19 protein-coding genes are annotated in these 22,000 nt (G+C 65.1%); 12 read left to right on the forward strand and 7 right to left on the reverse strand.

Annotated features, from left to right (window positions below; translation table 11 throughout):
• Positions 1–67 precede the first annotated feature (67 nt).
• The 7 genes from phnC (at position 68) to KLP42_RS17315 (ending at position 7,944) form a co-directional block, all read left to right on the forward strand.
• Positions 68–922 carry a phosphonate ABC transporter ATP-binding protein gene (gene phnC, locus KLP42_RS17285; RefSeq protein WP_215568199.1) on the forward strand — a complete coding sequence of 285 codons (855 nt, stop codon included), beginning with the start codon at positions 68–70 and terminating at the stop codon, positions 920–922.
• Positions 923–1,003: 81 nt separating this feature from the next.
• Entirely contained in the window at positions 1,004–1,912 is a 909-nt protein-coding gene (phnD, locus tag KLP42_RS17290) for a phosphonate ABC transporter substrate-binding protein (protein WP_215568200.1), read from the forward strand.
• Positions 1,913–2,005: 93 nt separating this feature from the next.
• Positions 2,006–2,977 (forward strand): phosphonate ABC transporter, permease protein PhnE, encoded by a 972-nt coding sequence (phnE, locus tag KLP42_RS17295; protein WP_215568201.1) that lies wholly within the window; start codon positions 2,006–2,008, stop codon positions 2,975–2,977.
• A 10-nt stretch (positions 2,978–2,987) separates the two neighbouring features.
• A complete protein-coding gene (gene phnE, locus KLP42_RS17300; protein WP_215568202.1) occupies positions 2,988–4,484 on the forward strand; it encodes a phosphonate ABC transporter, permease protein PhnE in 1,497 nt (498 codons plus the stop codon).
• 70 nt (positions 4,485–4,554) lie between these two features.
• Positions 4,555–5,691, forward strand: a complete 1,137-nt coding sequence (locus KLP42_RS17305; RefSeq protein ID WP_215568203.1) for an alpha-D-ribose 1-methylphosphonate 5-triphosphate diphosphatase — start codon at positions 4,555–4,557, stop codon at positions 5,689–5,691.
• A gap of 305 nt (positions 5,692–5,996) precedes the next feature.
• Complete coding sequence (locus KLP42_RS17310; RefSeq protein WP_215568204.1) at positions 5,997–7,046, forward strand: P1 family peptidase; 1,050 nt, start codon at positions 5,997–5,999, stop codon at positions 7,044–7,046.
• Positions 7,047–7,077: 31 nt separating this feature from the next.
• Positions 7,078–7,944, forward strand: coding sequence for a D-amino-acid transaminase (locus KLP42_RS17315; protein WP_215568205.1), 867 nt, complete (start codon positions 7,078–7,080; stop codon positions 7,942–7,944).
• Between the two features lie 33 nt (positions 7,945–7,977).
• On the opposite strand, the gene KLP42_RS17320 is transcribed toward KLP42_RS17315, so the two are convergent.
• From KLP42_RS17320 to KLP42_RS17350, 7 genes are all read right to left on the reverse strand, one after another.
• Positions 7,978–8,862: a LysR substrate-binding domain-containing protein gene (locus tag KLP42_RS17320; RefSeq protein ID WP_215568206.1), complete on the reverse strand. Its 885-nt coding sequence runs from the start codon at positions 8,860–8,862 to the stop codon at positions 7,978–7,980.
• Positions 8,863–8,941: 79 nt separating this feature from the next.
• A complete protein-coding gene (locus KLP42_RS17325) occupies positions 8,942–10,450 on the reverse strand; it encodes a serine hydrolase domain-containing protein (RefSeq protein ID WP_215568207.1) in 1,509 nt (502 codons plus the stop codon).
• 35 nt (positions 10,451–10,485) lie between these two features.
• Complete coding sequence (locus tag KLP42_RS17330; RefSeq protein WP_215568208.1) at positions 10,486–11,229, reverse strand: ABC transporter ATP-binding protein; 744 nt, start codon at positions 11,227–11,229, stop codon at positions 10,486–10,488.
• Complete coding sequence (locus KLP42_RS17335) at positions 11,226–12,053, reverse strand: ABC transporter ATP-binding protein (protein WP_215568209.1); 828 nt, start codon at positions 12,051–12,053, stop codon at positions 11,226–11,228. The genes KLP42_RS17330 and KLP42_RS17335 overlap by 4 nt, the downstream gene beginning before the upstream one ends.
• A gap of 3 nt (positions 12,054–12,056) precedes the next feature.
• A complete protein-coding gene (locus KLP42_RS17340; RefSeq protein ID WP_215568210.1) occupies positions 12,057–12,959 on the reverse strand; it encodes an ABC transporter permease in 903 nt (300 codons plus the stop codon).
• Entirely contained in the window at positions 12,956–13,969 is a 1,014-nt protein-coding gene (locus tag KLP42_RS17345) for an ABC transporter permease (protein WP_215568211.1), read from the reverse strand. Before KLP42_RS17345 ends, KLP42_RS17340 begins: the two co-directional genes overlap by 4 nt.
• On the reverse strand, positions 13,966–15,564 hold the full coding sequence (locus tag KLP42_RS17350; protein WP_215568212.1) for an ABC transporter substrate-binding protein: 1,599 nt from the start codon (positions 15,562–15,564) through the stop codon (positions 13,966–13,968). Before KLP42_RS17350 ends, KLP42_RS17345 begins: the two co-directional genes overlap by 4 nt.
• Positions 15,565–15,791: 227 nt before the next feature.
• On the opposite strand from KLP42_RS17350, the gene KLP42_RS17355 reads away from it, so the two are divergent.
• The 5 genes from KLP42_RS17355 (at position 15,792) to KLP42_RS17375 (ending at position 21,993) form a co-directional block, all read left to right on the forward strand.
• A complete protein-coding gene (locus tag KLP42_RS17355) occupies positions 15,792–16,832 on the forward strand; it encodes a dipeptidase (protein WP_215568213.1) in 1,041 nt (346 codons plus the stop codon).
• Positions 16,833–17,026: 194 nt separating this feature from the next.
• Complete coding sequence (locus KLP42_RS17360; protein WP_215568214.1) at positions 17,027–17,551, forward strand: (2Fe-2S)-binding protein; 525 nt, start codon at positions 17,027–17,029, stop codon at positions 17,549–17,551.
• Complete coding sequence (locus KLP42_RS17365) at positions 17,548–18,564, forward strand: FAD binding domain-containing protein (protein ID WP_215568215.1); 1,017 nt, start codon at positions 17,548–17,550, stop codon at positions 18,562–18,564. Before KLP42_RS17360 ends, KLP42_RS17365 begins: the two co-directional genes overlap by 4 nt.
• 10 nt (positions 18,565–18,574) lie before the next feature.
• Entirely contained in the window at positions 18,575–20,842 is a 2,268-nt protein-coding gene (locus KLP42_RS17370; protein ID WP_215568216.1) for a xanthine dehydrogenase family protein molybdopterin-binding subunit, read from the forward strand.
• Positions 20,839–21,993: a catalase family protein gene (locus tag KLP42_RS17375; RefSeq protein ID WP_215568217.1), complete on the forward strand. Its 1,155-nt coding sequence runs from the start codon at positions 20,839–20,841 to the stop codon at positions 21,991–21,993. Before KLP42_RS17370 ends, KLP42_RS17375 begins: the two co-directional genes overlap by 4 nt.
• Positions 21,994–22,000: the final 7 nt, after the last annotated feature.

Below are 22,000 nucleotides of genomic sequence, written 5' to 3' on the forward strand. Positions count from 1 at the left end.
GACATGCCCGTTTAACAAAGCCCCGGTAGCGATGAGGCAACGGCATGATGACGATGAAGGTAGGACCATGGACTTCAGGTTGGTAGGGCTCACGCGGCGCTTCGGCAGCAATACGGCCGTCGATTCCGTGACGCTCGACATTCCCGCCGGCCAGATGGTCGGCGTGATCGGTCGTTCGGGTGCCGGCAAGTCGACGCTGCTGCGCATGATCAACCGCCTGGCGGACCCCACTTCCGGCAGCATCCTGTTCGGCGATGTGGATGTGTCGAAGCTGCATGGCAAGGCTTTGCGCAACTGGCAGCGCGACTGCGCCATGATCTTCCAGCAGTTCAATCTGGTGCCGCGCCTCGACGTGCTGACCAATGTGCTGCTCGGTCGCCTGAACCACCGTTCGACGGCACTCAGCCTGCTCAACATCTTCACCCGCGAGGAGCGGCTGATGGCAATTGCCGCCCTCGAGCGTCTCGGCATCGAGCAGACCGCGCTGCAGGCGGCCGGCACGCTTTCGGGCGGCCAGCAGCAGCGCGTGGCGATTGCCCGCGCCCTGATGCAGTCGCCGAAGATGGTTCTGGCAGACGAGCCGATCGCCTCGCTCGATCCGCTGAACGCCAAGATCGTCATGGATGCGCTGCGCAGCATCAACGAGAACGACGGCATCACCGTCATCACCAACCTGCACACGCTCGATACGGCGCGCAACTATTGCGAACGCATCATCGGCATGGCGCGCGGGCGCGTCGTCTTCGACGGCAGGCCGGACGAACTGACCGCGACCGCCGTTCAGGAGATCTACGGTTCGGACCGGGACGGCGCCGGCATCGACGAGACCATGACCTCGACCAGCATCACCCTTTCACCTGCAGCCGATCTGGCTGCCCCGGCATCCGCAGACTTCCGCCCCGCGGTTCCGGCCAAGGCCTGACGTCGGCGGAGATCGACAGCCCGCGTCAAGGGCACAACGTTGACCACCATTCATGCACCCGCTCTGACAGGAGATGATCCCATGTTGAAGAAGACCCTGCTTGCCGCCGTAGCGCTTCTGTCGCTCGCCGGCGCTGCTGCTGCCGAAGACCTCAAGGAATTCCGCATCGGCATCCTCGGTGGCGAAAACGAAGCCGACCGCCTGCGCAACTTCCAGTGCCTGGCCGATCACCTGAAGACCGAACTCGGCGTTCAGAAGGTATCGCTCTTCCCGGCCGCCGATTATGACGGCGTCATCCAGGGCCTGCTCGGCGGCACGCTCGACTACGCCGAACTCGGCGCTTCCGGCTATGCCAAGGCCTATCTGGCCAATCCGAAGGCCGTCGAACCGATCCTGACGACCGTTCAGACCGACGGTTCCATGGGCTACCACTCGATCATGGTCGCCCGCAAGGATTCCGGCATCAAGACGCTGGCCGACATGAAGGGCAAGAAGCTCGGCTTTGCCGATCCGGATTCCACCTCCGGCTACCTGATCCCGACGGTCACCCTGCCGGAAGCCATCGGCAGCGCCCCGGTCAAGGAATATTTCGGCTCCACCGGCTTTGGCGGCGGCCACGAGAACCTGGTTCTCGAAGTGCTGAAGGGCACCTTCGATGCCGGCACGACCTGGGGCTCGGGCGTCGGCAACTTCAAGGACGGCTACACGTCCGGCAACCTGCGCAAGATGGTCGACAAGGGCATCCTCAACATGGACGACCTGGTCGAACTGTGGAAGTCGCCGCTCATCCCGAACGGCCCGATCGTCGTCCGCACCTCGATGAACGATGACATGAAGACCAAGTTCAAGACCTTCATGATGAACCTGCCGAAGACCGACGCTGCCTGCTTCTCGGCCATCGAAGGCGGCGACTTCAAGGGCTTCGCCGAAGTCAACGTCGACTTCTACAAGCCGATCATCGACGCCCGCAAGGCCACCATCGGCGGCTGATATCGCCCGCAAGGCAATGTAAACCGGCCGCCGGATGCCTTCATCCGGCGGTCTCGCCCGTGGCGCGATGGTGCGCCCCATCCGGAAGATCTGATGACTGGCAAGCGCTCCCCCCTCCCCCTTTCTCCGCTCGGCGAACGTGGTGCCCAGATCGAGGCACACTGGCAGGATCTTGCCCGCAGCCGCCGCTTCTACACCTTTCTGAGCCTTGCCATCCTGCTGGTTGCGCTGTCCGGATCGCTCTGGTTTGCCAATGACAGCAATTCCGGCAAGTTCTTCGACCGCCTGCCACATCTGTTCGACTTTGTCGGCGATCTGATGCCGCGCGACCCGATCGAGGTCTGGCGCGCCCTCTTCGACCTGCCCTCGCCCTATTTCGACGGCAGCCTGAAGTTCGATTATCCCGAGGGTCGCTACTACATCACCGACGGCTTCTACATCCCCGAATACTTCTACAAGATGGCCGAAACGCTCAACATCGCGCTGATGTCGACGATCATCGGCTTCTTCTTCGGGTCGATCCTGTCCTTCTTCGCCGCGCGCAACATGGTGCGCAATCCCTGGCTGCGCGGTTCGGTTCGCCGCTTCATGGAACTTCTTCGCGCCTTTCCGGAAATCGTCCTGGCCGGCTTCTTCCTCGCCATCCTGTCGCTCGGCCCGATCCCGGCCATGATCGCCGTGTCGATCCATACGATCGGCGCACTCGGCAAGCTGTTCTTCGAGGTGATCGAGAACGCCGACATGAAGCCGGACGAGGGGCTGAAGGCGGTTGGCGCCAGCTGGGTCGAACGGGTCTGGTTCGCCATGGTGCCGCAGGTGATGCCGAATTTCGTCAGCTATTTCCTGCTGCGGTTCGAAATCAACGTGCGCGCCTCCACCATCATCGGCGCCGTTGGCGGCGGCGGCATCGGCGAGCAGTTGCGCCTGTCGATCAGCCGCGGTCACGAAGCCAAGACGCTGGCCATCGTACTTCTTCTTTTCATCACCATCATCGCGGTGGACCAGCTCTCCGCCTGGCTGCGCCGCAAGCTGGTCGGTGACCAGGCCTTCCAGGCCGTCGTGTGAGGACCAGACCATGCACAGCCTGACTGCCGCCGAACTCGAAGCTGTCGCAGCCCGCCATCCGCACCTGCTGACGCCGCCCTTCTGGAGCCGTTTCCGCGTTCCCGTGATCGCCACGGCCACCATTCTCTATCTGATGTTCTGCTGGTGGTTCTTTGCCATCGGCCACGTGCTGGGCAGCGCCAGCTGGAACATTGCCGGCAACTATCTGGCCGACTGGATCTCCTACGAGGAGAGGCCTGACATTACCATCCACAAGGATGGAACGATGCAGATCGAGTTCTCGCGCTTCGATCCGATCGGCCCGAACCCCAATCCGGACTGGATTACGGCCAGACGCGAAGTGGTGACACGGACCATCACCGCACCGGCGGCGGCGGCACCAAGTTCCACCCAGCCCAAATCCTCCTTCTCCTTCATGGCACCCTCGGCCAGCGGCACCGCTGCCGCTGGCAGCGCAGCGCAGACGGAAACGCGCACCGAGGAAGTCGTCACGCATGCCGTCGTCCGGATGAACGCATCCGACACGATCGAGATCGGCCCACCGGCGGTCACGGTGACGCGTAACGGGCAGCCGCTTTCGATCTCCATCGGTACCGATGGCGTCACCCCCCGCGGCAGTCTGCCGTCCTGGGCCACCCAGCGCGCACCGGGCGAAAAGGTCGTCGTGTCCTTCGGCTTTTCCGGCTGGGCGGAAATCCGCGACGATGCGGTGCGGGTGCACAAGCGCTATCTCGGCTGGGAAGGCTTCTTCTTCGACATAGACTCGCCCTTCTTCGGCAAGTCCTTCGGCGAGGTGATGCGTCTGATCTGGTCGGGCGACCGCCTCGACCCCAGCCGCAGCAACCTCTCGCTTGCCATCGACAACATTCTCTACAATCCGTCCTGGCAGCATCTCGACGTGTGGACGAAGCTGCTGCAGACGATCGTCATGGCCTTTGTCGGCACGCTGTTTGCCTCGCTCATTGCCTTTCCGCTGTCTTTCGTTGCCGCGCGCAACATCACGCGCAACCGGCCCGTGAACCAGGTGACCAAGCGTTTCTTCGATTTCCAGCGGTCGGTCGACATGTTCATCTGGGCGCTGTTCTTCACGCGCGCCTTCGGGCCTGGACCGCTGGCCGGCATTTCGGCGATCTTCTTCACCGACACCGGCACGCTCGGAAAGCTCTATGCCGAGGCGCTGGAGAACATCGACGACAAGCAGCGCGAGGGCGTGAAGTCGGTGGGTGCCTCGCCGCTTGCCGTACAGCGCTTTGGCGTCCTGCCACAGGTGCTGCCGGTGTTTGCCTCGCAGGCGCTCTATTTCTGGGAAAGCAATACCCGCTCGGCCACCATCATCGGCGCGGTCGGCGCCGGCGGCATCGGCCTGAAGCTTTGGGAGGCGATGCGTACCAATTCCGACTGGGAAAACGTCGCCTACATGGTGGTGCTGATCCTGATCGTCGTCTTTATCTTCGATACCATCTCGAACGCCCTGCGCTCGCGCCTGATCGGCAAGCGCCATCACTGAGGCGGGCGGCAGCCCCCTCCCTTCAGGCCGGCCTCTTGCCGGCCCTTGCCATGTCATGACGGAAACACCCATGCCCGAGACCATTTTCGCCAATGCCCGCATCGTTCTGGAAGACCGGATCGTCGAGGGATCGATCCAGATCATCGACGGCCGGATTGCCGATATTTCCGAGGGTCGCAGCGCGACGGGAGAGGATTTCGGCGGCGATTACCTCATCCCCGGCCTCGTGGAACTGCACACCGACCATCTGGAAAGCCATTATTCGCCCCGCCCCGGCGTACGCTGGAACATGATCTCGGCCATCCAGGCGCATGATGCGCAGGTGGTGACCTCCGGCATCACCACCGTCTTCGACTGCCTGCGCATGGGCTCCGACGAGGACGGCGGCTTCAAGCCCGGCGAAATGCGCGAGATGGCAGACGCCATCCAGCTGGCGGAGAAGGAGGAGCGGCTGCGGGCCGACCACCTGCTGCATCTGCGCTGCGAAGTGTCGGCACCGGACATGCTGCAGCATGTGGCTGATTTCGAGGAAGACCCGGCCGTGCGGCTGATTTCCCTGATGGACCACGCGCCCGGCCAGCGGCAGTTCCAGACGATGGAACACTACACGCTCTACTACAAGACCAAGCGCGGCCTTTCCGACGAAGCCTTCCGCATCTTCGTCGAGCGCCGGCAGGAAGCTTCGGCCCGCTATGCCGCCCCGCATCGCGAGCATCTGGCGGCGCTGTGCCGGCGCCGGGATATCACGGTGGCCAGCCATGACGATGCAACGCTGGAGCATGTCGAGGAAGCGGTCGGCCACGGGGTGAGGCTTGCGGAATTCCCGACCAGTGTCGAAGCGGCCATTGCCTCGCACAAAGCCGGCATGAGCGTGCTGATGGGCGCTCCCAATGTGGTGCGCGGCAAATCCCATTCCGGCAATATCGCCGCGCGCGATCTGGCCGCCAAGGGCGTTCTCGACGTGATGTCCTCCGACTATGTGCCGCTCAGCCTCCTGCATGCCCCCTTCGTTCTCGCCGACGAACTGGAGGGAATTTCGCTGCCGCAGGCATTGGCCATGGTCACATCAACGCCCGCCCGGACCGTTGGCCTTGATGACCGGGGCCGCATTGCACCGGGTCTGCGGGCCGATCTGGTCCGCGTGCGCCGCCAGGCCGGCGTGCCGGTTGTCCGTGCCGTCTGGCGTGCCGGCGAGCGCGTCGCCTGAGGTGCGGCCGTGCGCCGTGATCAGCGGCCCTCGCGGTGAACATTCCGATACGCGCCGGCGCTGCGCAAGGCCGGCCACGGCAACGACCTCTGCGGCCCGTCATCGTGCCGGGGCGGCCAGCGCCTGCGCAGCGCCGGGCCCGGTCGGAGGACCGAACGCCTGAGGGCAAGCATCTTTTCCTTGCAAACTCGGTCTGAAACTATTCCGTTTTTCTCCTGCCGTTTGTCCGGGCGAGGCGCTAAGACTGGCCAGGACCCGGGGCCCAACCCCTTGGGGCACGAGAACCCGGCACGGATTGCTTTGCCATGACAGATACCCCTCCCGCACGCCTGCGCGACCTCGGCATCACCATCGGCCGTTTCGAGACCGGGGCGCTGAACGCAATCACCGACGTGGACGGCGTGGCGGTCGGGCATGTCACGCTGAATGAGGGGGACCGCACCCGCACCGGCGCGACCGCCATCCTGCCGCATCCCGGCAACCTGTTTCAGGACAAGGTGCCGGCCGGGCTTGCGGTACTGAACGGCTTCGGCAAGTTCGCCGGCGCCACCCAGATCGCGGAACTCGGCGAGATCGAGACGCCGATCCTGCTGACGAATACGCTCGCCGTCGGGCGTGCCATCGAAGCGATCAACCGCTTCACGCTCGCCCGGCCCGGCAATGAACGGGTTGTCTCGCTGAATGCCGTTGTCGGCGAGACCAATGATTCCCGCCTCAACGACATCCGCGCCGCCCGCCCCTCCGCCGAGGAGATGCTGGCGGCGCTGGAGCTGGCCACGGGCGGTGCGGTGGCGGAAGGATGCGTCGGTGCCGGCACGGGAACCGTGGCTTTCGGCCTGAAGGGTGGCATCGGCACAAGTTCGCGCCTCGTGCCCGTCGGCGGCGAAACCTATCGGCTGGGCATCCTCGTGCAGTCCAATTACGGCGGGCGCCTGACCATCGCCGGGCGCGCCTATGACGGACTCCTGGAACATGACCGCGACGGCTCGATCGTCATCATCGCCGCAACGGATGCGCCGCTCTGTTCGCGCAATCTGACGCGGCTGGCGGAACGCTGCTTCGGCGGGCTGGCCCGCACCGGGGCTGCCCTCAGCAACGGTTCGGGCGATTATGCGCTGGCCTTCTCGACAGCCGAGGCGGTGCGGCGCACGCCGGCCCGGCGCGCAGCGCTTGCCGCAACACCAGCCTTTCCCAACGACCTCGTCTCTCCCCTCTTCGAAGCGGCCATCGAGGCGACCGAGGAAGCCATCCTCAATTCGCTCACCATGGCCACCACGATGACCGGCTTCAATGCCGCAAGCGGCAGGCCCGCAACGATCCGCGCCATCTCCCGCGCGGCGCTTTCGGGCCGCTGATCCCTCCCCTTCCTTCCTGTCCGGAGTACCCATGTCGAACCAGACGATCCGCACCGTCTATCTGAACGGCGCCTTCCTGCCTGAAAACGAGGCGCATCTTTCCATCTTCGACCGTGGTTTCCTGTTCGGCGACGGCATCTACGAGGTGACCGCCGTGCTGGACGGCAAGCTGATCGACAGTGCCCTGCATATGGCGAGGCTGGAACGCAGTGTCGGCGAGATCGGCGGCAGGCTGCCTATCTCGACCGATGAGATCGTCGCCATCGAGAAGCGCCTGATCACCGAGAACAATCTCAACGAGGGCCTCATCTATCTGCAGTTCACCCGCGGCGTCGAAGATCGCAATTTCCTTTATTCGGACGATCTTGCCCCGACGCTGCTGATGTTCACCCAGGCAAAGACGCTGGAGCATGTGGCGGCAGTGGAGCGCGGCGTGAAGGTGAAGATCGTGCCAGACCAGCGCTGGGCGCGGCGCGACATCAAGAGCGTCTGCCTGCTGCCGCAGGTGCTCGCCAAGCGGTCTGCCAAGGCAGACGGCTTCGACGAGGCCTGGATGGAGGAAGACGGCCTGATCACCGAGGGCGCCTCCTCCACCGCCTATATCGTCACGCAGGAAGGACGCATCGTCACCCGCGGCGCCTCGCGGGCAACGCTGCCCGGCTGCACGCGGCTTGCCATCCTGCAGCTTGCAGAGGAAACCGGCCTGCCGTTCGAGGAGCGCGCCTTCAGCGTCGAGGAAGCACGCTGCGCCCGCGAGGCCTGCCTGACCAGCGCCACCAATTTCATCGTGCCGATCACCAATATCGACGGCCGGCCGGTCGGCGACGGAACGCCGGGACCGATCTTCCGGCGCCTGCGCGCGCTCTACATGGAGCATGCCCGCAGGACGGCAATCTGAGGCGAGGAGACCCAGCCTGGGCGGCTTGCCTCCTCAGGCCTCGCTCAGCGCCGCCCAGATGGTGCGCACCACCGGGCGGCGGTTTTCCCGCGAGCGATAAAGGCGGATCTCGACGGCAATATCCCATTCCGCATTGCCGGCGCGCACCAGCTGCCCGGCGGAAAGTTCCGCAGCCACCAGACTTTCCGGCACCCAGGCAATGCCCCAGCCGGCCTGGGCCATGGCCTTCAGGCCAACCGACATGCTACCGACATGCACCCGGTTTTCCGCCGGCAGGCGATCGGCAATCGCGCCGGCGATCAGCTGGCCGAAGAACGAGCTCTTCTGATAGCTGACATGGGCAAAGCCCGGCTCGATGCGGTGGCGTGGCAGCCCATCGGCATCGGGCGCGCTGACCGGCACGATGTTCTCGACGCCCAGACGATGATGTTCGAACTGCACGTCGAGCAGCATCGGCACATGCACATGCTGATAGGTCAGCAGGAAATCGGAATGGCCATCCACCAGCGAGTTCAGGTTTTCCTCCATGCTGCCGGAATCCGGCCGCAGGTGCGAGACGATCGGCCCCACCCGTCGGCTGATGGCCTTCAGCCAGTCGGGAAAGAAGGTGAAGGACAGCGTGTGCAGCGCCGTCAGCGTCACGCGCCGGGCATCGGTCCCGTCCTCGTGCTGGAGATTGCGCCGCGCCTGATAGAGCGCCTGCAGCGTCTGTTCGGCAACCGGCACGAAGCGTTCCCCCGCCTCGGTGAGGCGCGAGGGATAGGTGGCCCGGTCGATCAGCGTTGCACCCACCCAGCCTTCCAGCTGCTTGATGCGCCGGCTGAAGGCGGATTGCGTGACATGCCGCTCGTCCGCCGCCTTGGAAAAGTTCAGCGTCGCCGCAAGCGCCAGAAAATCCTCAAGCCATTTGACTTCCAATTCCCGCTCCCTCGGCCAGGACCGGCAACGGATGCCGTTCCTCCCGTGTAGTGCGTGAGGGCGACCAAGAAAACCCCGTTCAGCGTCGGCGGCGATATTCGATCATGCGGGCGCGGCTGAGCACCAGTTCCACATGACCGTCGCCCAGGCGGTGCAGGCAGACGCGCTTGGTCCAGGGGCCGTCGCGCAGGGTGAACAGGAAGCGCCCCTGCCCGAGTGGGCGAAGCGGCATGCGCTGACGCACCGGCCCGATGCCCATGATCACCGCGCCCTCCTCGATGTCGAAGCAGGCCCCCTCCTCGTTTTCCCAGCGGCCGGAAAGATCGCTGGCGGAGGCGGTCGCATCGGCCGGCAGGAAACGCCGGGGCACATGGCCCACCTCGCCGACAATCGCGGCGCCCTCCATCCGCAGCCGCATCGGCGAGGATGCGGAGCGCGAACTCGCCCAGCCATCGGCATCCTCGTAGACGCTCTCGTCCGCATCGAGCCAGGTGACGGTGCTGCCCTTCACCTCGATCCACCAGGGTTCCCGTTCGGTCACGTAAAGCCCGTCGGCCAGCGCCGTCGAGGCGACCGGCAGCGGAAGCCCGTTCAGCCCCGCCATGGCCTCCAGCGCAATCTTGTAGCCGTTGGTATCCTCGCGGTTCGAGACGATGACGAAGCCGGTGCCTTCCTCGGGATCGAGCAGGAAATAGGTCTTGTAGCCGGGGTGCGAGCCGCCATGGCCGATGAGGCTGCGATCGCCCAGCCAGGTCTGGCGCAGGCCGAGGCCATAGCCGGTGATGCGTCCATCGGCGAGCCGGCGCGGCTGCGAGAGCCGTTCGAGCAGGCCGGCAAACCGGCCCTGCCCGGTCATCAGCGCCCGCAGCCAGTTCATCAGGCTTTCGGCGCTGCCGGTCATGCTGCCGGAGGCGGAAATATGCAGGCCGGCGGCCGAAAGCTGCCAGCTTGTACCGTCATGCCAATAGCCCGGCATCAGACCGTCGACCGGATCGTTCCAGCCCTCCGGTGCGTCGAGAATGGCGCTTGCCTGCCAGCCGGCTTCGCGGATGAAGGGGCGGAAGAACAGCCCCTTGCGGGCGAGCGCCGCCTCCACCAGCCGGTAGCCGGTGTTGGAGTAGGATATCTCCGTGCCGGCGGGATAGTTCAGGCGGGTCTGGCGGCACAGATAGTCGAAAAGCGCCGGCGCCCGGGTTTCGGTAAACACCGAGAGACCGAGAAGCGTCAGGCACTCACGGGTGTCGGGAAGGCCGCCGCTCATGTCGAGCGCCTGCCCCACCGTCACGGAGGCAAGCGGTTCCAGCAGTTCCGGCAGGTGGCGGCCAAGCGGATCGTCGAGACCGATCTCATCCGGATGGGACAGCACCATTGCCGAGAAGGCGTGCTTGGTGACAGAGGCATAGCGGACCACGCTGCGACAGGTGAAGGGCGTCCGGGTGGCGAGGTTTTCCAAGCCGCCGGCCTGCGCGAAGCGAATGCCGTTCACATCGAAGCCGATGACGGCGCCGCCCGGCGCCTCAGCCTGCCAGGTATCGGTGAACGCCTTGACGGCGCGGGCCGCCGCGCTCCAGTCCAGTGACTTCGCCATTCGTGATCCTCGCAATCATGCCATGTGCCGATCCATCAGACCGGCTCTTCCAGTTCCACGCTGAGGCTGCGCAGCTCCAGCGTATGCGGGTGGTGGACGCGGCCGAGACGCAGATCCTCGGCGCTCACCTGTTCGACCATCTCGCCATTGATCATCACGCCGACCCGGCCGCACAGATGGGCGATGACGCTCAGATTGTGGCTGACCATCACATAGGTCAGCCTGCGCTCGGCTCTGAGATCGGAGAGCAGGTTGAGGATTTCCGCCTGCACCGAGACATCCAGCGCGCTGGTCGGCTCGTCGAGCAGCAGCACCTGCGGATTGGCGATCAGGGCGCGGGCGATGGCCACGCGCTGGCGCTGCCCGCCGGAAAGCTGGTGCGGATAGCGGAAGCGCGCGCTCTGCGGCAAGGCCACGTCCGACAGCACTTTGGCAATGCGACGGTCGATGCCGTCCATGCCGTGAACGAGCGGCAGTTCGCTGAGGATGCGGTCGATCGTCTGGCGCGGATGCAGCGAGCCATAGGGGTCCTGGAACACCATCTGCACCGTGCGGAAGAAGGCGGGCTCCCGTCGTCCCTCCACCATCCTGCCAGAAAAGGCGATGCGGCCGTCCCACTGCTGGTTCAGGCCGGCCATGGCGCGCAGCACGGTGGACTTGCCGGAACCGCTTTCGCCGACGATGCCGAAGCTTTCGCCGCCCTCGACCCGGAAGGACACACCCTTCACCACCTCGCGCGTTCCGAAACGGATACGCAGATTGTCGACCTCGATCGTCATGCCAGCCACTCCGGATCACGCGTGAGAACAGGCAGCCGCGCCCGTGGATGCGACAGCGAGGGCATGCAGTCGATCAGGCCCTTCGTGTAGGGATGGCGGGCCGAAAGTAGTTCGGAAGCCTTCAGTTCCTCCATCACCCGCCCCGCATACATCACCGCCACCCGGTCGCAGAAATGCGAGACGAGCGGCAGGTCGTGGCTGATCAGCAGAAGCCCCATGCCGCGCTCGGACACCAGTTCCTCGATGAGGCGCAGGATTTCCGCCTGCACGGTGGCATCGAGCGCGCTGGTCGGCTCATCGGCGATCAGGAGTTCCGGATCGGGCGCCAGCATCATGGCGATCATGACGCGCTGGCCCATGCCGCCGGACACTTCATGCGGATAGGATGTTGCCACTGCGCGCGGGTCGCGGATCTTCACCTGCTCCAGCAGCGCGATCGCCGCCTCCATGGCCTCGCGCCGGCTGCCGCCCTTGTGGGTGCGCCAGGCTTCCGCCACCTGCGAACCGATGGTCTTGACCGGATTCAGCGAATATTTGGGATCCTGCAGGATGAAGCCGGCACGCCTGCCGCGGATCTGGCGCATGCGACGCTCGTCCGCCGTCAGGATGTCGATGCCGTCGAAGGCGAGCGTATCGGCGGCAATGCGGGCCTGCTTCGGCAGAAGCTTCATCAGCGCGCGCGCCGTCAGGCTCTTGCCGGATCCGCTTTCGCCGACGATGCCGAGCTTTTCCGTGCCGAGCGTGAGGGAGACGCCCCGCACCGCCTCGGTCAGACCGGTGCGGCTCTCGAAGCCGATCCTCAGGTTCTTGATCTCCACCAGCATGGTTCAGGCCCCCTTCGGATCGAGGACGTCGCGCAGCGCATCGCCCAGGAAGTTGAAGGCAAGCGAGACGAGGAAGATCGCGATGCCGGGAATGGTCGCCACCCACCACTGTTCGAAGATGAAGCGCTTGGCCGTGGCGATCATCGCTCCCCATTCCGGGGAAGGCGGCTGTGCCCCCATGCCGAGGAAGCCGAGGCTCGCCGCCGTGATGATGATCGAGCTCATGTCGAGCGTCACGCGTACGATGAGGCTCGGCGTGCAGAGCGGCGCCACATGCCGGAAGATGATGCGCCAGGATGAGGCGCCGGTCAGCCGGTAGGCGGCGATGAAATCGCTGCCGCGCACCGTCAGCGTCTCGGCCCGGGCCAGTCGCGCATAGGGCGGCCAGGCGGTGAGCGCGATCGCCAGGATCGCGCTTTCGACGCCGGGCTTCAGCGCCGCCACGAAGGCAAGCGCCAGGACGAGGCGCGGAAAGGCGAGGAAGATGTCGGTGAGCCGCATCAGGGCGGTGTCGACGATGCCGCCGAAATAGCCGGCAATACAGCCGATGGCGAGGCCGATCGGCGCAATCAGGACGACGACGGCGATCACCATGCCGAGCGTCACGCGCCCGCCGAACAGGATGCGCGAATAGATGTCGCGGCCAAGCTCATCGGTTCCCAGCCAGTGGGCGGCACTCGGACGCGCCAGCCGGTTGGCCAGATCCTGTGCTGCCGGATCATGGGTGGCCAGCAGCGGCGCAAGGATGGCGAGGGCCACGAAGGCGAGGATGATCGAAAGGCCGATCATGCCAAGCGCGTTGGAGAGCAGCGAAAGCCAGATCCGGTAGCGATTGCCCCAGGCGGCCTGTCGGCGGGACGAAGGGTTTTCGTCGAGCGCCCAGTGTCGGAATGTTGCAAGCATCATTGTACCCGGGGGTCCAGCAGGCGATAGAGAAGATCGGCGACGAGGTTCAGGCCGACATAGATGATCCCGATCAGCAGTGTTGCGCCGATCACCGGATTCATGTCGGCATTCATCAACGAGGCGGTGAGATACTGCCCGATGCCCGGCCAGGAGAAGACGGTTTCGGTTACCACGGCCCCTTCCAGAAGCCCGGCATAGGTCAGCGCAAGCACGGTGACCAGCTGCACGGCAACTGTCGGGAAAGCATGGCCCCAGATGACGGTGGACAGCGACAGACCCTTGGCGCGCGCAGTGATGACGAACTCGCCCTTCAGCGCATCGATCATGAAGGCGCGCGTCATGCGGGCGATATAGGCCATGCTGAAATAGGCAAGGATTACCACCGGCTGCGCCATGTGCGCCAGCGCATCGCGAAAGGCGTCGAGATCGCCTGCCAGCAGCGTGTCGATGGTCAGGATGCCCGTGACCGGATCGATCATGCCGTCATAGATGATGTCCTGCCGACCGGGGCCCGGCGCGATGCCGAGCGCGGAATAGAAGACCAGCAGCGAGATCAGCGCCAGCATGAAGACCGGCACGGAATGGCCGGCGAGGCAGACGACGCGGATCGCCTGGTCCGTCAGCGAGCCCTGGCGGACGGCCGCCCAGACGCCGAGCGGGATGCCGATCAGCGCCGCCAGCAGCAGTGCGGCGGTTGCCAGCTCGAAGGTTGCCGGGAAGACCCGGGCAATATCCTGGGTGACCGGATTCTTGGTCAGCACCGACATGCCGAGATCGCCATGCGCCAGCTGGCCGAGATAATGGAGGAACTGCACGGGCAGCGGCTGGTCGAGCCCCATTTCCGCGCGCACCCGCACGATGACATCCTCCGGTGCATTGTCGCCCACGGCGGCAATGACCGGATCGACCGGCATGACGCGGCCGATCAGGAAGGTGATGACCGTCAGGCCGAGCAGCGTGAGGATCACGCTGCCCAGCATGGCGGAAAAGGATTTGATCCGCCGGGTCAAGCCTTTGTCGTCTCCTGGTAGGAATTGGCCTCGGAGAGCACGCCGAGACGGAAACCCTGGACGGCGGTGCGGCAGGCTGCGGTGCGCACCGTCTGGAACATGAACACGAAGGGGCTGTTGTTCATGTGCTCACGCTGCAGGGCCTCGTAGAGCGCGATGCGCTTGGCCGGATCCTTCTCGTCACGGGCCGCTTCCGCCTTGGCGGCGAAATCGTCGTTCTTGAAGTTGGAGCGCCACAGGAAGGGTTTGGACTTGGCGTCGTCGGAATTGTCCTTGTTGATGTTGAACACTTCCGCATTGGAGTTCGGATCGAAGTAATCCGTGCCCCAGGCCGACAGCGCCATCTCGTGCTGGCGGGCACGCATCTTGGTGAGAACCTGGCGGTTTTCGGCCGATTGCAGCTTCACCCGGATGCCGATCTCGCCGAGATTGGCCTGGATGGTCTGGGCAAGGTCCGGATAGGGCTGTGCCGCATAGTGATCGAGCGTGATGTCGAAGCCATCGGCAAGCCCAGCTTCCGCCATCAGCGCCTTGGCCTTGGCGACGTCCTTCTGGAAGGGCGTGTCGTCGATCGCGCCGGGGAAGCCGGCCGGCTCGAAGCTCTGGTGGATGGTGTGCGTCAGCGGCACGATGTTTTCCTGCATGCCCTTGTAGTCCAGCGCCCACTTGACCGCCTGCCAGACCTGCGGCTTGGCGAGGTTGGCATTGCTCTGGTTGAGCGACATCAGCACAAGCGAAGCGATCTGCTTGCGCACCAGGGTGATCGTCGGGTCGCCCTGCAGCGTCTTCAGCTGCTCGGAGGTCAGGTCACGCGCGATATCGACATCGCCCTTCTGAAGCATCAGCAACTGCGCCGACGGATCGGTGACGTGGCGCAGGATGACGCGCTTCAGATTGCCCTTGTAGGGACCATGCGGATTGACGGTCAGCGCAATGCTTTCGCTTGCCTTCCAGGACTGCAGGACGAAGCTGCCGGAACCGGCGCTGTTCTTCTGCAGCCATGCATTGCCGCGATCGCCATTCACCTCGTTGGCCAGCACGACCTTCTTCTCGACGACAGCGCCGATATTGGCGGAGAGGCAGTAGAGCAGGAAGGCGATGGCCGTCGGCTTCTCGGTGGTCAGGACCAGCGTCGTGTCGTCGCTGGCAACGATGCGGCTCTCGACATTGTCGGCCGTGAAGCCGAACTGGTTGATGATGAAGGCCGCACCCTTGTTCATCTTGATGGCGCGCTGCAGGGAGAAGGCGGCATCCTCGGCCGTCACCGGCGCGCCGCTGGAGAAGGTGGCCCTGGCAAGCTTGAAGGTGAAGACCTTGCCCTCGGCATCGGCTTCCCAGGAAGCGGCCAGAACCGGATCGACCTTGGAGGGGTCTTCCGCATTGGCACGCACCAGCTTCTGATACATGTTGCTGATGACTTCGCCGCCCACCGCCTCGAAGCTTTCGTGCGGATCAAGGCTCGTCATGTTGTCGAGCTGCTGCGCCACGACGAGAATATCCTTCGGCGTATCGGCAAAGGCAGTCGTTGCGAGATCGAGATAGGACAAAAACGGCACTGCTGCGCCGCCGATCAGAAACTGGCGTCTTGAAACCATGGAATTCATTCCCCTTTTTGCGCTGGTTGCGGCGTGCCGGAAACCCGCTTGGGCCGGGCCCCGGCACGGTTTCGCCGCAATCCTGTTGTCGCGATCCGTCTTACCAGCGCGATTCGGCCGCGACCAATTCCGTTTTTCGAAAGGGTTATGCGCGGTTTGCAATTGCGCCTTCCGCCCGCCTTGCCTACCTCTTCGACAGTCCCTCCTCTGACTTCACGGATGCTCCCATGACACAGGCTGCCCCCCTCCCCGTCTTCGACGGTCACAACGACGTTCTGCTGCGGATGCGCCGCGCACAGACCGGCGATCCGATCCAGGGCTTTCTGGAGGGCGAGACGGGCGGCCATATCGACCTGCCGCGGGCACGCGCCGGCGGGCTGGCCGGCGGCCTCTGCGCCATCTTCATCCCCTCCCCCAGTGGCCGCCCGGATGCCAGTGGCGATTTCGTCGCCCCGGCCCAGGCGGATGCGCTGAACGAGACACTGGCCATGGCACGCCTGCTGTTTGATCTGGAGACCCGTGCCGGCGGCGCGCTGAAGGTCTGCCGCAGCGTCGGCGAGATCCGCAGCGCCATGGCCGAGAACCGCTTTGCCGCCGTTTTCCACATCGAGGGCATCGAGGCCGCCGGCGCCGATCTCGACGCACTCTACGTGCTGCATCAGGCAGGACTGCGCAGCCTGGGACCGGTGTGGAGCCGCCCGAACATCTTCGCGCACGGCGTGCCGTTCCGCTTCCCCTCCTCGCCGGATATCGGCCCGGGCCTGACGGAGGCCGGCAAGGATCTCATCCGCGCCTGCAACCGCCTGAAGATCATGGTCGATCTCTCGCACATGAACGAGCAGGGCTTCTGGGACATCGCGAAGCTTTCCGATGCACCGCTCGTCGCCTCGCATTCGAACGCGCATGCGCTCTCCCCCCACAGCCGCAACCTGACGGACCGCCAGCTCGACGCCATCCGCGACACCGGCGGCCTGGTCGGCATCAATTTCGGCGTGCTTTTCCTGCGCGAGGACGGCATGAAGAACCCCGACACTCCGCTGGAGCGCATCGCCGACCATGTGATCTACATCGCCGACCGCATCGGCATCGATCATGTCGCGCTCGGCTCGGATTTCGACGGCACCACGGTTCCCGAGGCGCTGAAGGATGCGGCCGGCCTTCCCCTGCTGATGAACGCCCTGCAGGCGCGCGGCTTTGATCGGGAAGCGCTTCAGAAGGTCGCCCACGGCAACTGGCTTTCGGTGCTGGAGCGCACGCTCGGCGCCTGACAGCAGCGCCCGAAACAGCCTGCCGCGGCCGGCCGCCAGTCTTGCGGCGATGCCTCCGGCGGTCGGGCGATACAGCCCGAGGCGGCGACATGCAGGGGCCTCGGCAACGGTTTTCGCCGATGCGGAAAGCCGGAACAATTCTTCCCGTGCGGCGGTTCTTTCGACAATAACCCGCCCCAACACAGGAAGATGCCATGCTCCACGGCCCCGCACGCACCACTTCCCCGACCGTGCCGGTGATGCTCACCATCAACGGGAAACGCCACGACCTCAACCTGGCGCCCTTCGTCACCCTGCTCGACCTGCTGCGCGGACCGCTGACGCTGACCGGCACCAAGAAGGGATGCGACCACGGCCAGTGCGGCGCCTGCACGGTGCTGATCGACGGGCAGCGGATCAATTCCTGCCTGAAGCTCGCCGTCAGCCTGAACGGGGCGCAGATCACCACCATCGAGGGGCTTGGCACCCCGGAAAACCTGCATCCGCTGCAAAAGGCCTTTGTCGAACATGATGCCTATCAATGCGGTTATTGCACGCCGGGGCAGATCTGTTCCGCCGCCGGCCTTCTGGCGGAGGGCCACGCCCGGTCGCGCGAGGAGATCCGCGAGCTGATGAGCGGCAATCTCTGTCGCTGCGGCGCCTATACCAACATCGCCGATGCGATCGAGGACGTGATGGCCGCAACCTCCCGCTCCAACCAGCCGGAGGCCGCCGAATGAGACCCTTCAGCTATCTCCGCCCCACCGCGGTGTCCGATGCGGTTTCCGCGCTGATGGCCGAGCCCGGCGCACAGGTGCTGGCCGGTGGCACCAATCTGGTCGACCTGATGAAGTATGACGTGACGCATCCGACTGCGGTCATCGACATCAACGATCTTCCCCTGAGAATGATAGAGACCGGCGAAAACGGCGAGATGCGGCTCGGCGCACTGACCACCAACGCCGAGGTCGCCCATGATCCGGCGGTGACGGACATGCTGCCACTCCTGTCTTCCGCGATCCTGGCCGGCGCTTCGCCGCAATTGCGCAATGCCGCCACCACGGGCGGCAATCTGCTGCAGCGGACCCGCTGCTACTACTTCTACGACCCGGCCACGCCCTGCAACAAGCGGGAACCCGGTACGGGCTGTTCGGCCATCGGCGGCGTGAACCGCATCCACGCCATTCTCGGCGCCTCGGAGACCTGCATTGCCACCCATCCCTCCGACATGTGCGTGGCGCTCGCGGCCCTCGATACCACGGTCGAGGTCGCTGGGCCCGAAGGATCGCGCGAGATCCCCTTCCTCGCCTTCCATCGCCTGCCGGGGGCGCATCCGGAGCGTGACAACACGCTGCAGCCGGGCGAGATCGTCGTGGCGGTGCGCGTGGCGGGCGGGCGCTTTGCGCGGCATCACAGCTATCTGAAACTGCGCGATCGCCTCTCCTATGCCTTCGCGCTGGTCTCCGCGGCCGCCGCCCTCGATATCGAGGAGGGCCGAATCCTTGATGTGCGGGTTGCCCTTGGCGGGGTGGCCCACAAGCCCTGGCGCGATCCCCTGGCGGAGGCGGAGGTGGCAGGCCAGCCCGCCACGCGGCAAACCTTCGAGGCGCTCGCCGACCGGCTCCTTGCCGGTGCGAAGGGCCAGGGCGGCAATGATTTCAAGATCCCGATGGCCCGCAAGGCGATTGTGCGCGCACTCGCCCAGGCCGCGGCCGGCACGTCGCAGATCCAGGCCGAAAAGCGCGTTCGCTGAGGAGGCGACAATGGCACAGACCACGCCAGATACCGGCCGCCTGATCGGCTTTCCGCTGGCCCGTATCGACGGTCCGAAAAAGGTGACGGGAACGGCACCCTATGCGGCGGAACATCATCCGCAAGGCTGTCTTCACGGCTTCGTCACCACCGCCACGATCGGCCGTGGCCGCATCACAAGGCTCGATCTTGCCGATGCCGCGGCCGTGCCGGGCGTCGTGAAGATCTATACCCATGAAAACCGTCCGCGTACTGCATGGTGGGATCGTTCCTGGAAGGACGAGGTGGCTCTGCCGGGTCATCCGTTCCGTCCGCTGGAGAACGATCGCATCCTGTTCGATGGCCAGCCGGTGGCGCTCGTGATCGCCGAGACCTTCGAGGCGGCCCGCGACGCGGCGGCGCTGATCCGCGTCTCCTACGCCGCCGAAGAGCCGACAACGGATCTTTCGGCCGCGCGCCAGGATGCCTATGTGCCGAAGCAGAAACGCAACGGTATCGCGCCGCCCCCGCCACCGCGTGGCGAGCCACAGGCCGCCTATGACCGTGCGCCGCACCGGATTTCGGCGGAATACTGGCTGGAAGGCGAACACCACAATCCCATGGAACTGTTCGGCTCGACCGTCATCTACGAGGGCGAAGGCCGCCTGACTGTCCATGACAAGACGCAAGGTTCGCAGAATGTGCAGGGCTATCTCTGCGGGATCTTTGAACTTCAGCCGGAAAACGTCCGCGTTTACAATTACTTCGTCGGCGGCGCCTTCGGCTCCGGCCTGCGCCCCGGCCACCAGGTTTTCCTCGCCACGCTTGCCGCACTCGACCTCAGGCGGTCGGTCAAGCTCGAGCTGTCGCGCCAGGAGATGTTCTACATGCGCTGGCGCCCGGCCACGGTGCAGAGCGTGAAGATGGCGGCCGATGCCGAAGGACATCTGGTGGCCATCCTGCACGATGCCATCGCGGCCACGTCGGTTCACGAGGATTACCAGGAAACCGTCGTGAACTGGTCGGGCCTCGCCTACAGATGCGACAATGTGCAACTGAGCTACGAACTGGCGGCGATGAATGTCTCGACGCCGGGCGACATGCGTGCGCCCGGGGCTGCGACCGGCTTTGTCGCCCTCGAATGCGCAATCGACGAACTCTCCTATGCAGTCGGCCTCGATCCCTTGGAGATGCGGGTGCTGAATTTCGTTCATGTCGACCAGAACGAGGACCTGCAACTGACCTCCAAGGCGCTGCATGCCTGCTACCGGGAGGGTGCCGCCCGCTTCGGCTGGGCGCAGCGGTCACCCAAGCCTCGCTCGATGCGGGACGGGCAGGACCTGATCGGCTGGGGCATGGCGACCGGTATCTGGGAGGCGACACTGACGCAGGCCACGGCGCGCGCCCGGCTTTCCAAGGGGGGCAAGGTCGCCGTGTCCGCTGCAGCCTCCGACATCGGAACCGGCACATGGACGGTCCTTGCCCAGGTGGGCGCGGATGCATTCGGCGTGCTGCCGCAACAGGTGACGGTGGAGATCGGCGATTCGTCGTTGCCGAAGACATCGGTCGAGGGCGGCTCGTGGACCGCAGCGTCCACCGGTTCGGCCGTGCAGGCGGCTGCAAGGGCCGTGCAGGCCACGCTGCTCCGCCATGCCCGCACGATGCCCGGCTCGCCGCTGGCTGAACTGAGCGTCGAACAGACCGCGATCCGCGGCGGACGTCTGGTGATGGAGATCAACGACCAGGCGGGCGTTGCGCTGGACGACATCCTCGACGCGGCCGGTCTCTCCTTCATCGAAGAGGAGGCCGAGGTGGCGCCCGATGCGGCGCAGGCAAAGACATTCGTCAGCTACACCCATTCCGGCATTTTCGTCGAGGTTCGCATCGATGACGAAGTGGGGGTGATCCGCGTCAGCCGCGTCGTCATCGCCGTGGCCGCCGGCCGCATCCTCAATCCGAAAACGGCGCGCAGCCAGATCCTCGGCGGCGTGGTGATGGGGATCGGCATGGCCCTTCACGAGGAAGGCATGACGGACCACCGCCTCGGCCGCATCATGAACCACAATCTCGCGGAATATCATATCCCCGCCCATGCCGACATTGCCGATATCGACGTGATCTTCGTGGAGGAACACGACGCCATGGCAAGCCCTCTCGGGGTCAAGGGGCTTGGCGAGATCGGCATCGTCGGCGTCGCCGCAGCCGTCGCCAACGCGATCTATCACGCGACCGGCACGCGGGTCCGCCATTTCCCGATCACCATCGACAAGGTGCTTTTCGCCAAGGAGGCTGCAGAATGACGAGGCTGCCCGCAAACCCGATCCGCTATCACCAGGGCGTCGAGGACATTCATCCCGACGAGCCGCAGCTTGCGAAGGCGCTCAGCGACACGATGCTGTCGATCGCCCACAGGACCTATGCCGACAGCGCGCATGCGATCCGCTGCGTGCATGCCAAGAGCCATGCGCTGCTCGGCGCCGAGGTCGAAGTGCATGACAACCTGCCGCCGGAGCTGGCACAGGGCCTGTTTGCCCGCCCCGCCACCTATGATGCAGTCATCCGGATCTCCACGACGCCTGGCGACATCCTGCACGACAGCGTGTCCGCACCGCGCGGCATGGCCCTGAAGATCCTCGATGTGCCCGGCGAACGGCTTGCCGGTGCGCAGCAATCCACCTCCCAGGATTTCGTGATGGTGAACGGCAAGGTGTTCAACTCGCCGAGCGGCGAGGCCTTTCTTGCCAATCTGAAGCTCCTCGCCGCCACCACCGACCGAGTGGAAGGCGCCAAGAAGATCCTGTCGAAGATCCTGCGCGGCGTGGAAGGCGCGGCAGAAAAGGTCGGCAAGGAACTGACCCCGTTGAAGGTGATGGGCGGACAGCCGATGACGCACATTCTGGGCGAGAGCTTCTTCACCCAGGTTCCCCTGCGCTACGGCGCCTTCATCGCCAAGCTCGGCGTGGTCCCGGCCTCGGCAAACCTCAAGGATCTTGTCGACCGCCCGGTGCGGGTCACGGATGACCCGGACGCCCATCGCCATCTCATCGAGGAGTTCTTCGAGACGCAAACCGCGGTGTGGCACCTGAAGGCCCAGCTCTGCACCGATCTTGAGACGATGCCGGTGGAAGATCCGATGGCGCCGTGGGACGAGGACAGGAGTCCCTATTTCACCGTGGCGACCATTACTGCCGGTCCGCAGACCGCCTGGAGCAGGGAACGCGCCGAACGGGTGGATGACGGGATGAAGTTTTCCCCCTGGAACGGCATCGCCGCGCACCAGCCGCTCGGCCAGATCATGCGGCTGCGCAGGCTCGCCTATGAACGCTCCGCTGCCTTTCGCTCCGAGCGCAATCCGACGCCGGTGAGTGAACCTGCGCGCTGTCCCTTCGATCAGGCGGGAGGCCGCAACGCTTCGTACATGCCAGGCGGGGCATCGCGACCGCAGCCTTGATCGCCCT

Source organism: Rhizobium sp. CSW-27 (assembly GCF_018760785.1).
Lineage (GTDB): Bacteria > Pseudomonadota > Alphaproteobacteria > Rhizobiales > Rhizobiaceae > Neorhizobium.

Bases quoted from the DNA above. Each gene is read 5' to 3' on its own strand.
- phnC (WP_215568199.1), top strand. From the start codon at position 68: ATGGACTTCAGGTTGGTAGGGCTCACGCGGCGCTTCGGCAGCAATACG.
- phnD (WP_215568200.1), top strand. From the start codon at position 1,004: ATGTTGAAGAAGACCCTGCTTGCCGCCGTAGCGCTTCTGTCGCTCGCC.
- phnE (WP_215568201.1), top strand. From the start codon at position 2,006: ATGACTGGCAAGCGCTCCCCCCTCCCCCTTTCTCCGCTCGGCGAACGT.
- phnE (WP_215568202.1), top strand. From the start codon at position 2,988: ATGCACAGCCTGACTGCCGCCGAACTCGAAGCTGTCGCAGCCCGCCAT.
- KLP42_RS17305 (WP_215568203.1), top strand. From the start codon at position 4,555: ATGCCCGAGACCATTTTCGCCAATGCCCGCATCGTTCTGGAAGACCGG.
- KLP42_RS17310 (WP_215568204.1), top strand. From the start codon at position 5,997: ATGACAGATACCCCTCCCGCACGCCTGCGCGACCTCGGCATCACCATC.
- KLP42_RS17315 (WP_215568205.1), top strand. From the start codon at position 7,078: ATGTCGAACCAGACGATCCGCACCGTCTATCTGAACGGCGCCTTCCTG.
- KLP42_RS17325 (WP_215568207.1), bottom strand. From the start codon at position 10,450: ATGGCGAAGTCACTGGACTGGAGCGCGGCGGCCCGCGCCGTCAAGGCG.
- KLP42_RS17330 (WP_215568208.1), bottom strand. From the start codon at position 11,229: ATGACGATCGAGGTCGACAATCTGCGTATCCGTTTCGGAACGCGCGAG.
- KLP42_RS17335 (WP_215568209.1), bottom strand. From the start codon at position 12,053: ATGCTGGTGGAGATCAAGAACCTGAGGATCGGCTTCGAGAGCCGCACC.
- KLP42_RS17340 (WP_215568210.1), bottom strand. From the start codon at position 12,959: ATGATGCTTGCAACATTCCGACACTGGGCGCTCGACGAAAACCCTTCG.
- KLP42_RS17350 (WP_215568212.1), bottom strand. From the start codon at position 15,564: ATGGTTTCAAGACGCCAGTTTCTGATCGGCGGCGCAGCAGTGCCGTTT.
- KLP42_RS17355 (WP_215568213.1), top strand. From the start codon at position 15,792: ATGACACAGGCTGCCCCCCTCCCCGTCTTCGACGGTCACAACGACGTT.
- KLP42_RS17360 (WP_215568214.1), top strand. From the start codon at position 17,027: ATGCTCCACGGCCCCGCACGCACCACTTCCCCGACCGTGCCGGTGATG.
- KLP42_RS17365 (WP_215568215.1), top strand. From the start codon at position 17,548: ATGAGACCCTTCAGCTATCTCCGCCCCACCGCGGTGTCCGATGCGGTT.
- KLP42_RS17370 (WP_215568216.1), top strand. From the start codon at position 18,575: ATGGCACAGACCACGCCAGATACCGGCCGCCTGATCGGCTTTCCGCTG.
- KLP42_RS17375 (WP_215568217.1), top strand. From the start codon at position 20,839: ATGACGAGGCTGCCCGCAAACCCGATCCGCTATCACCAGGGCGTCGAG.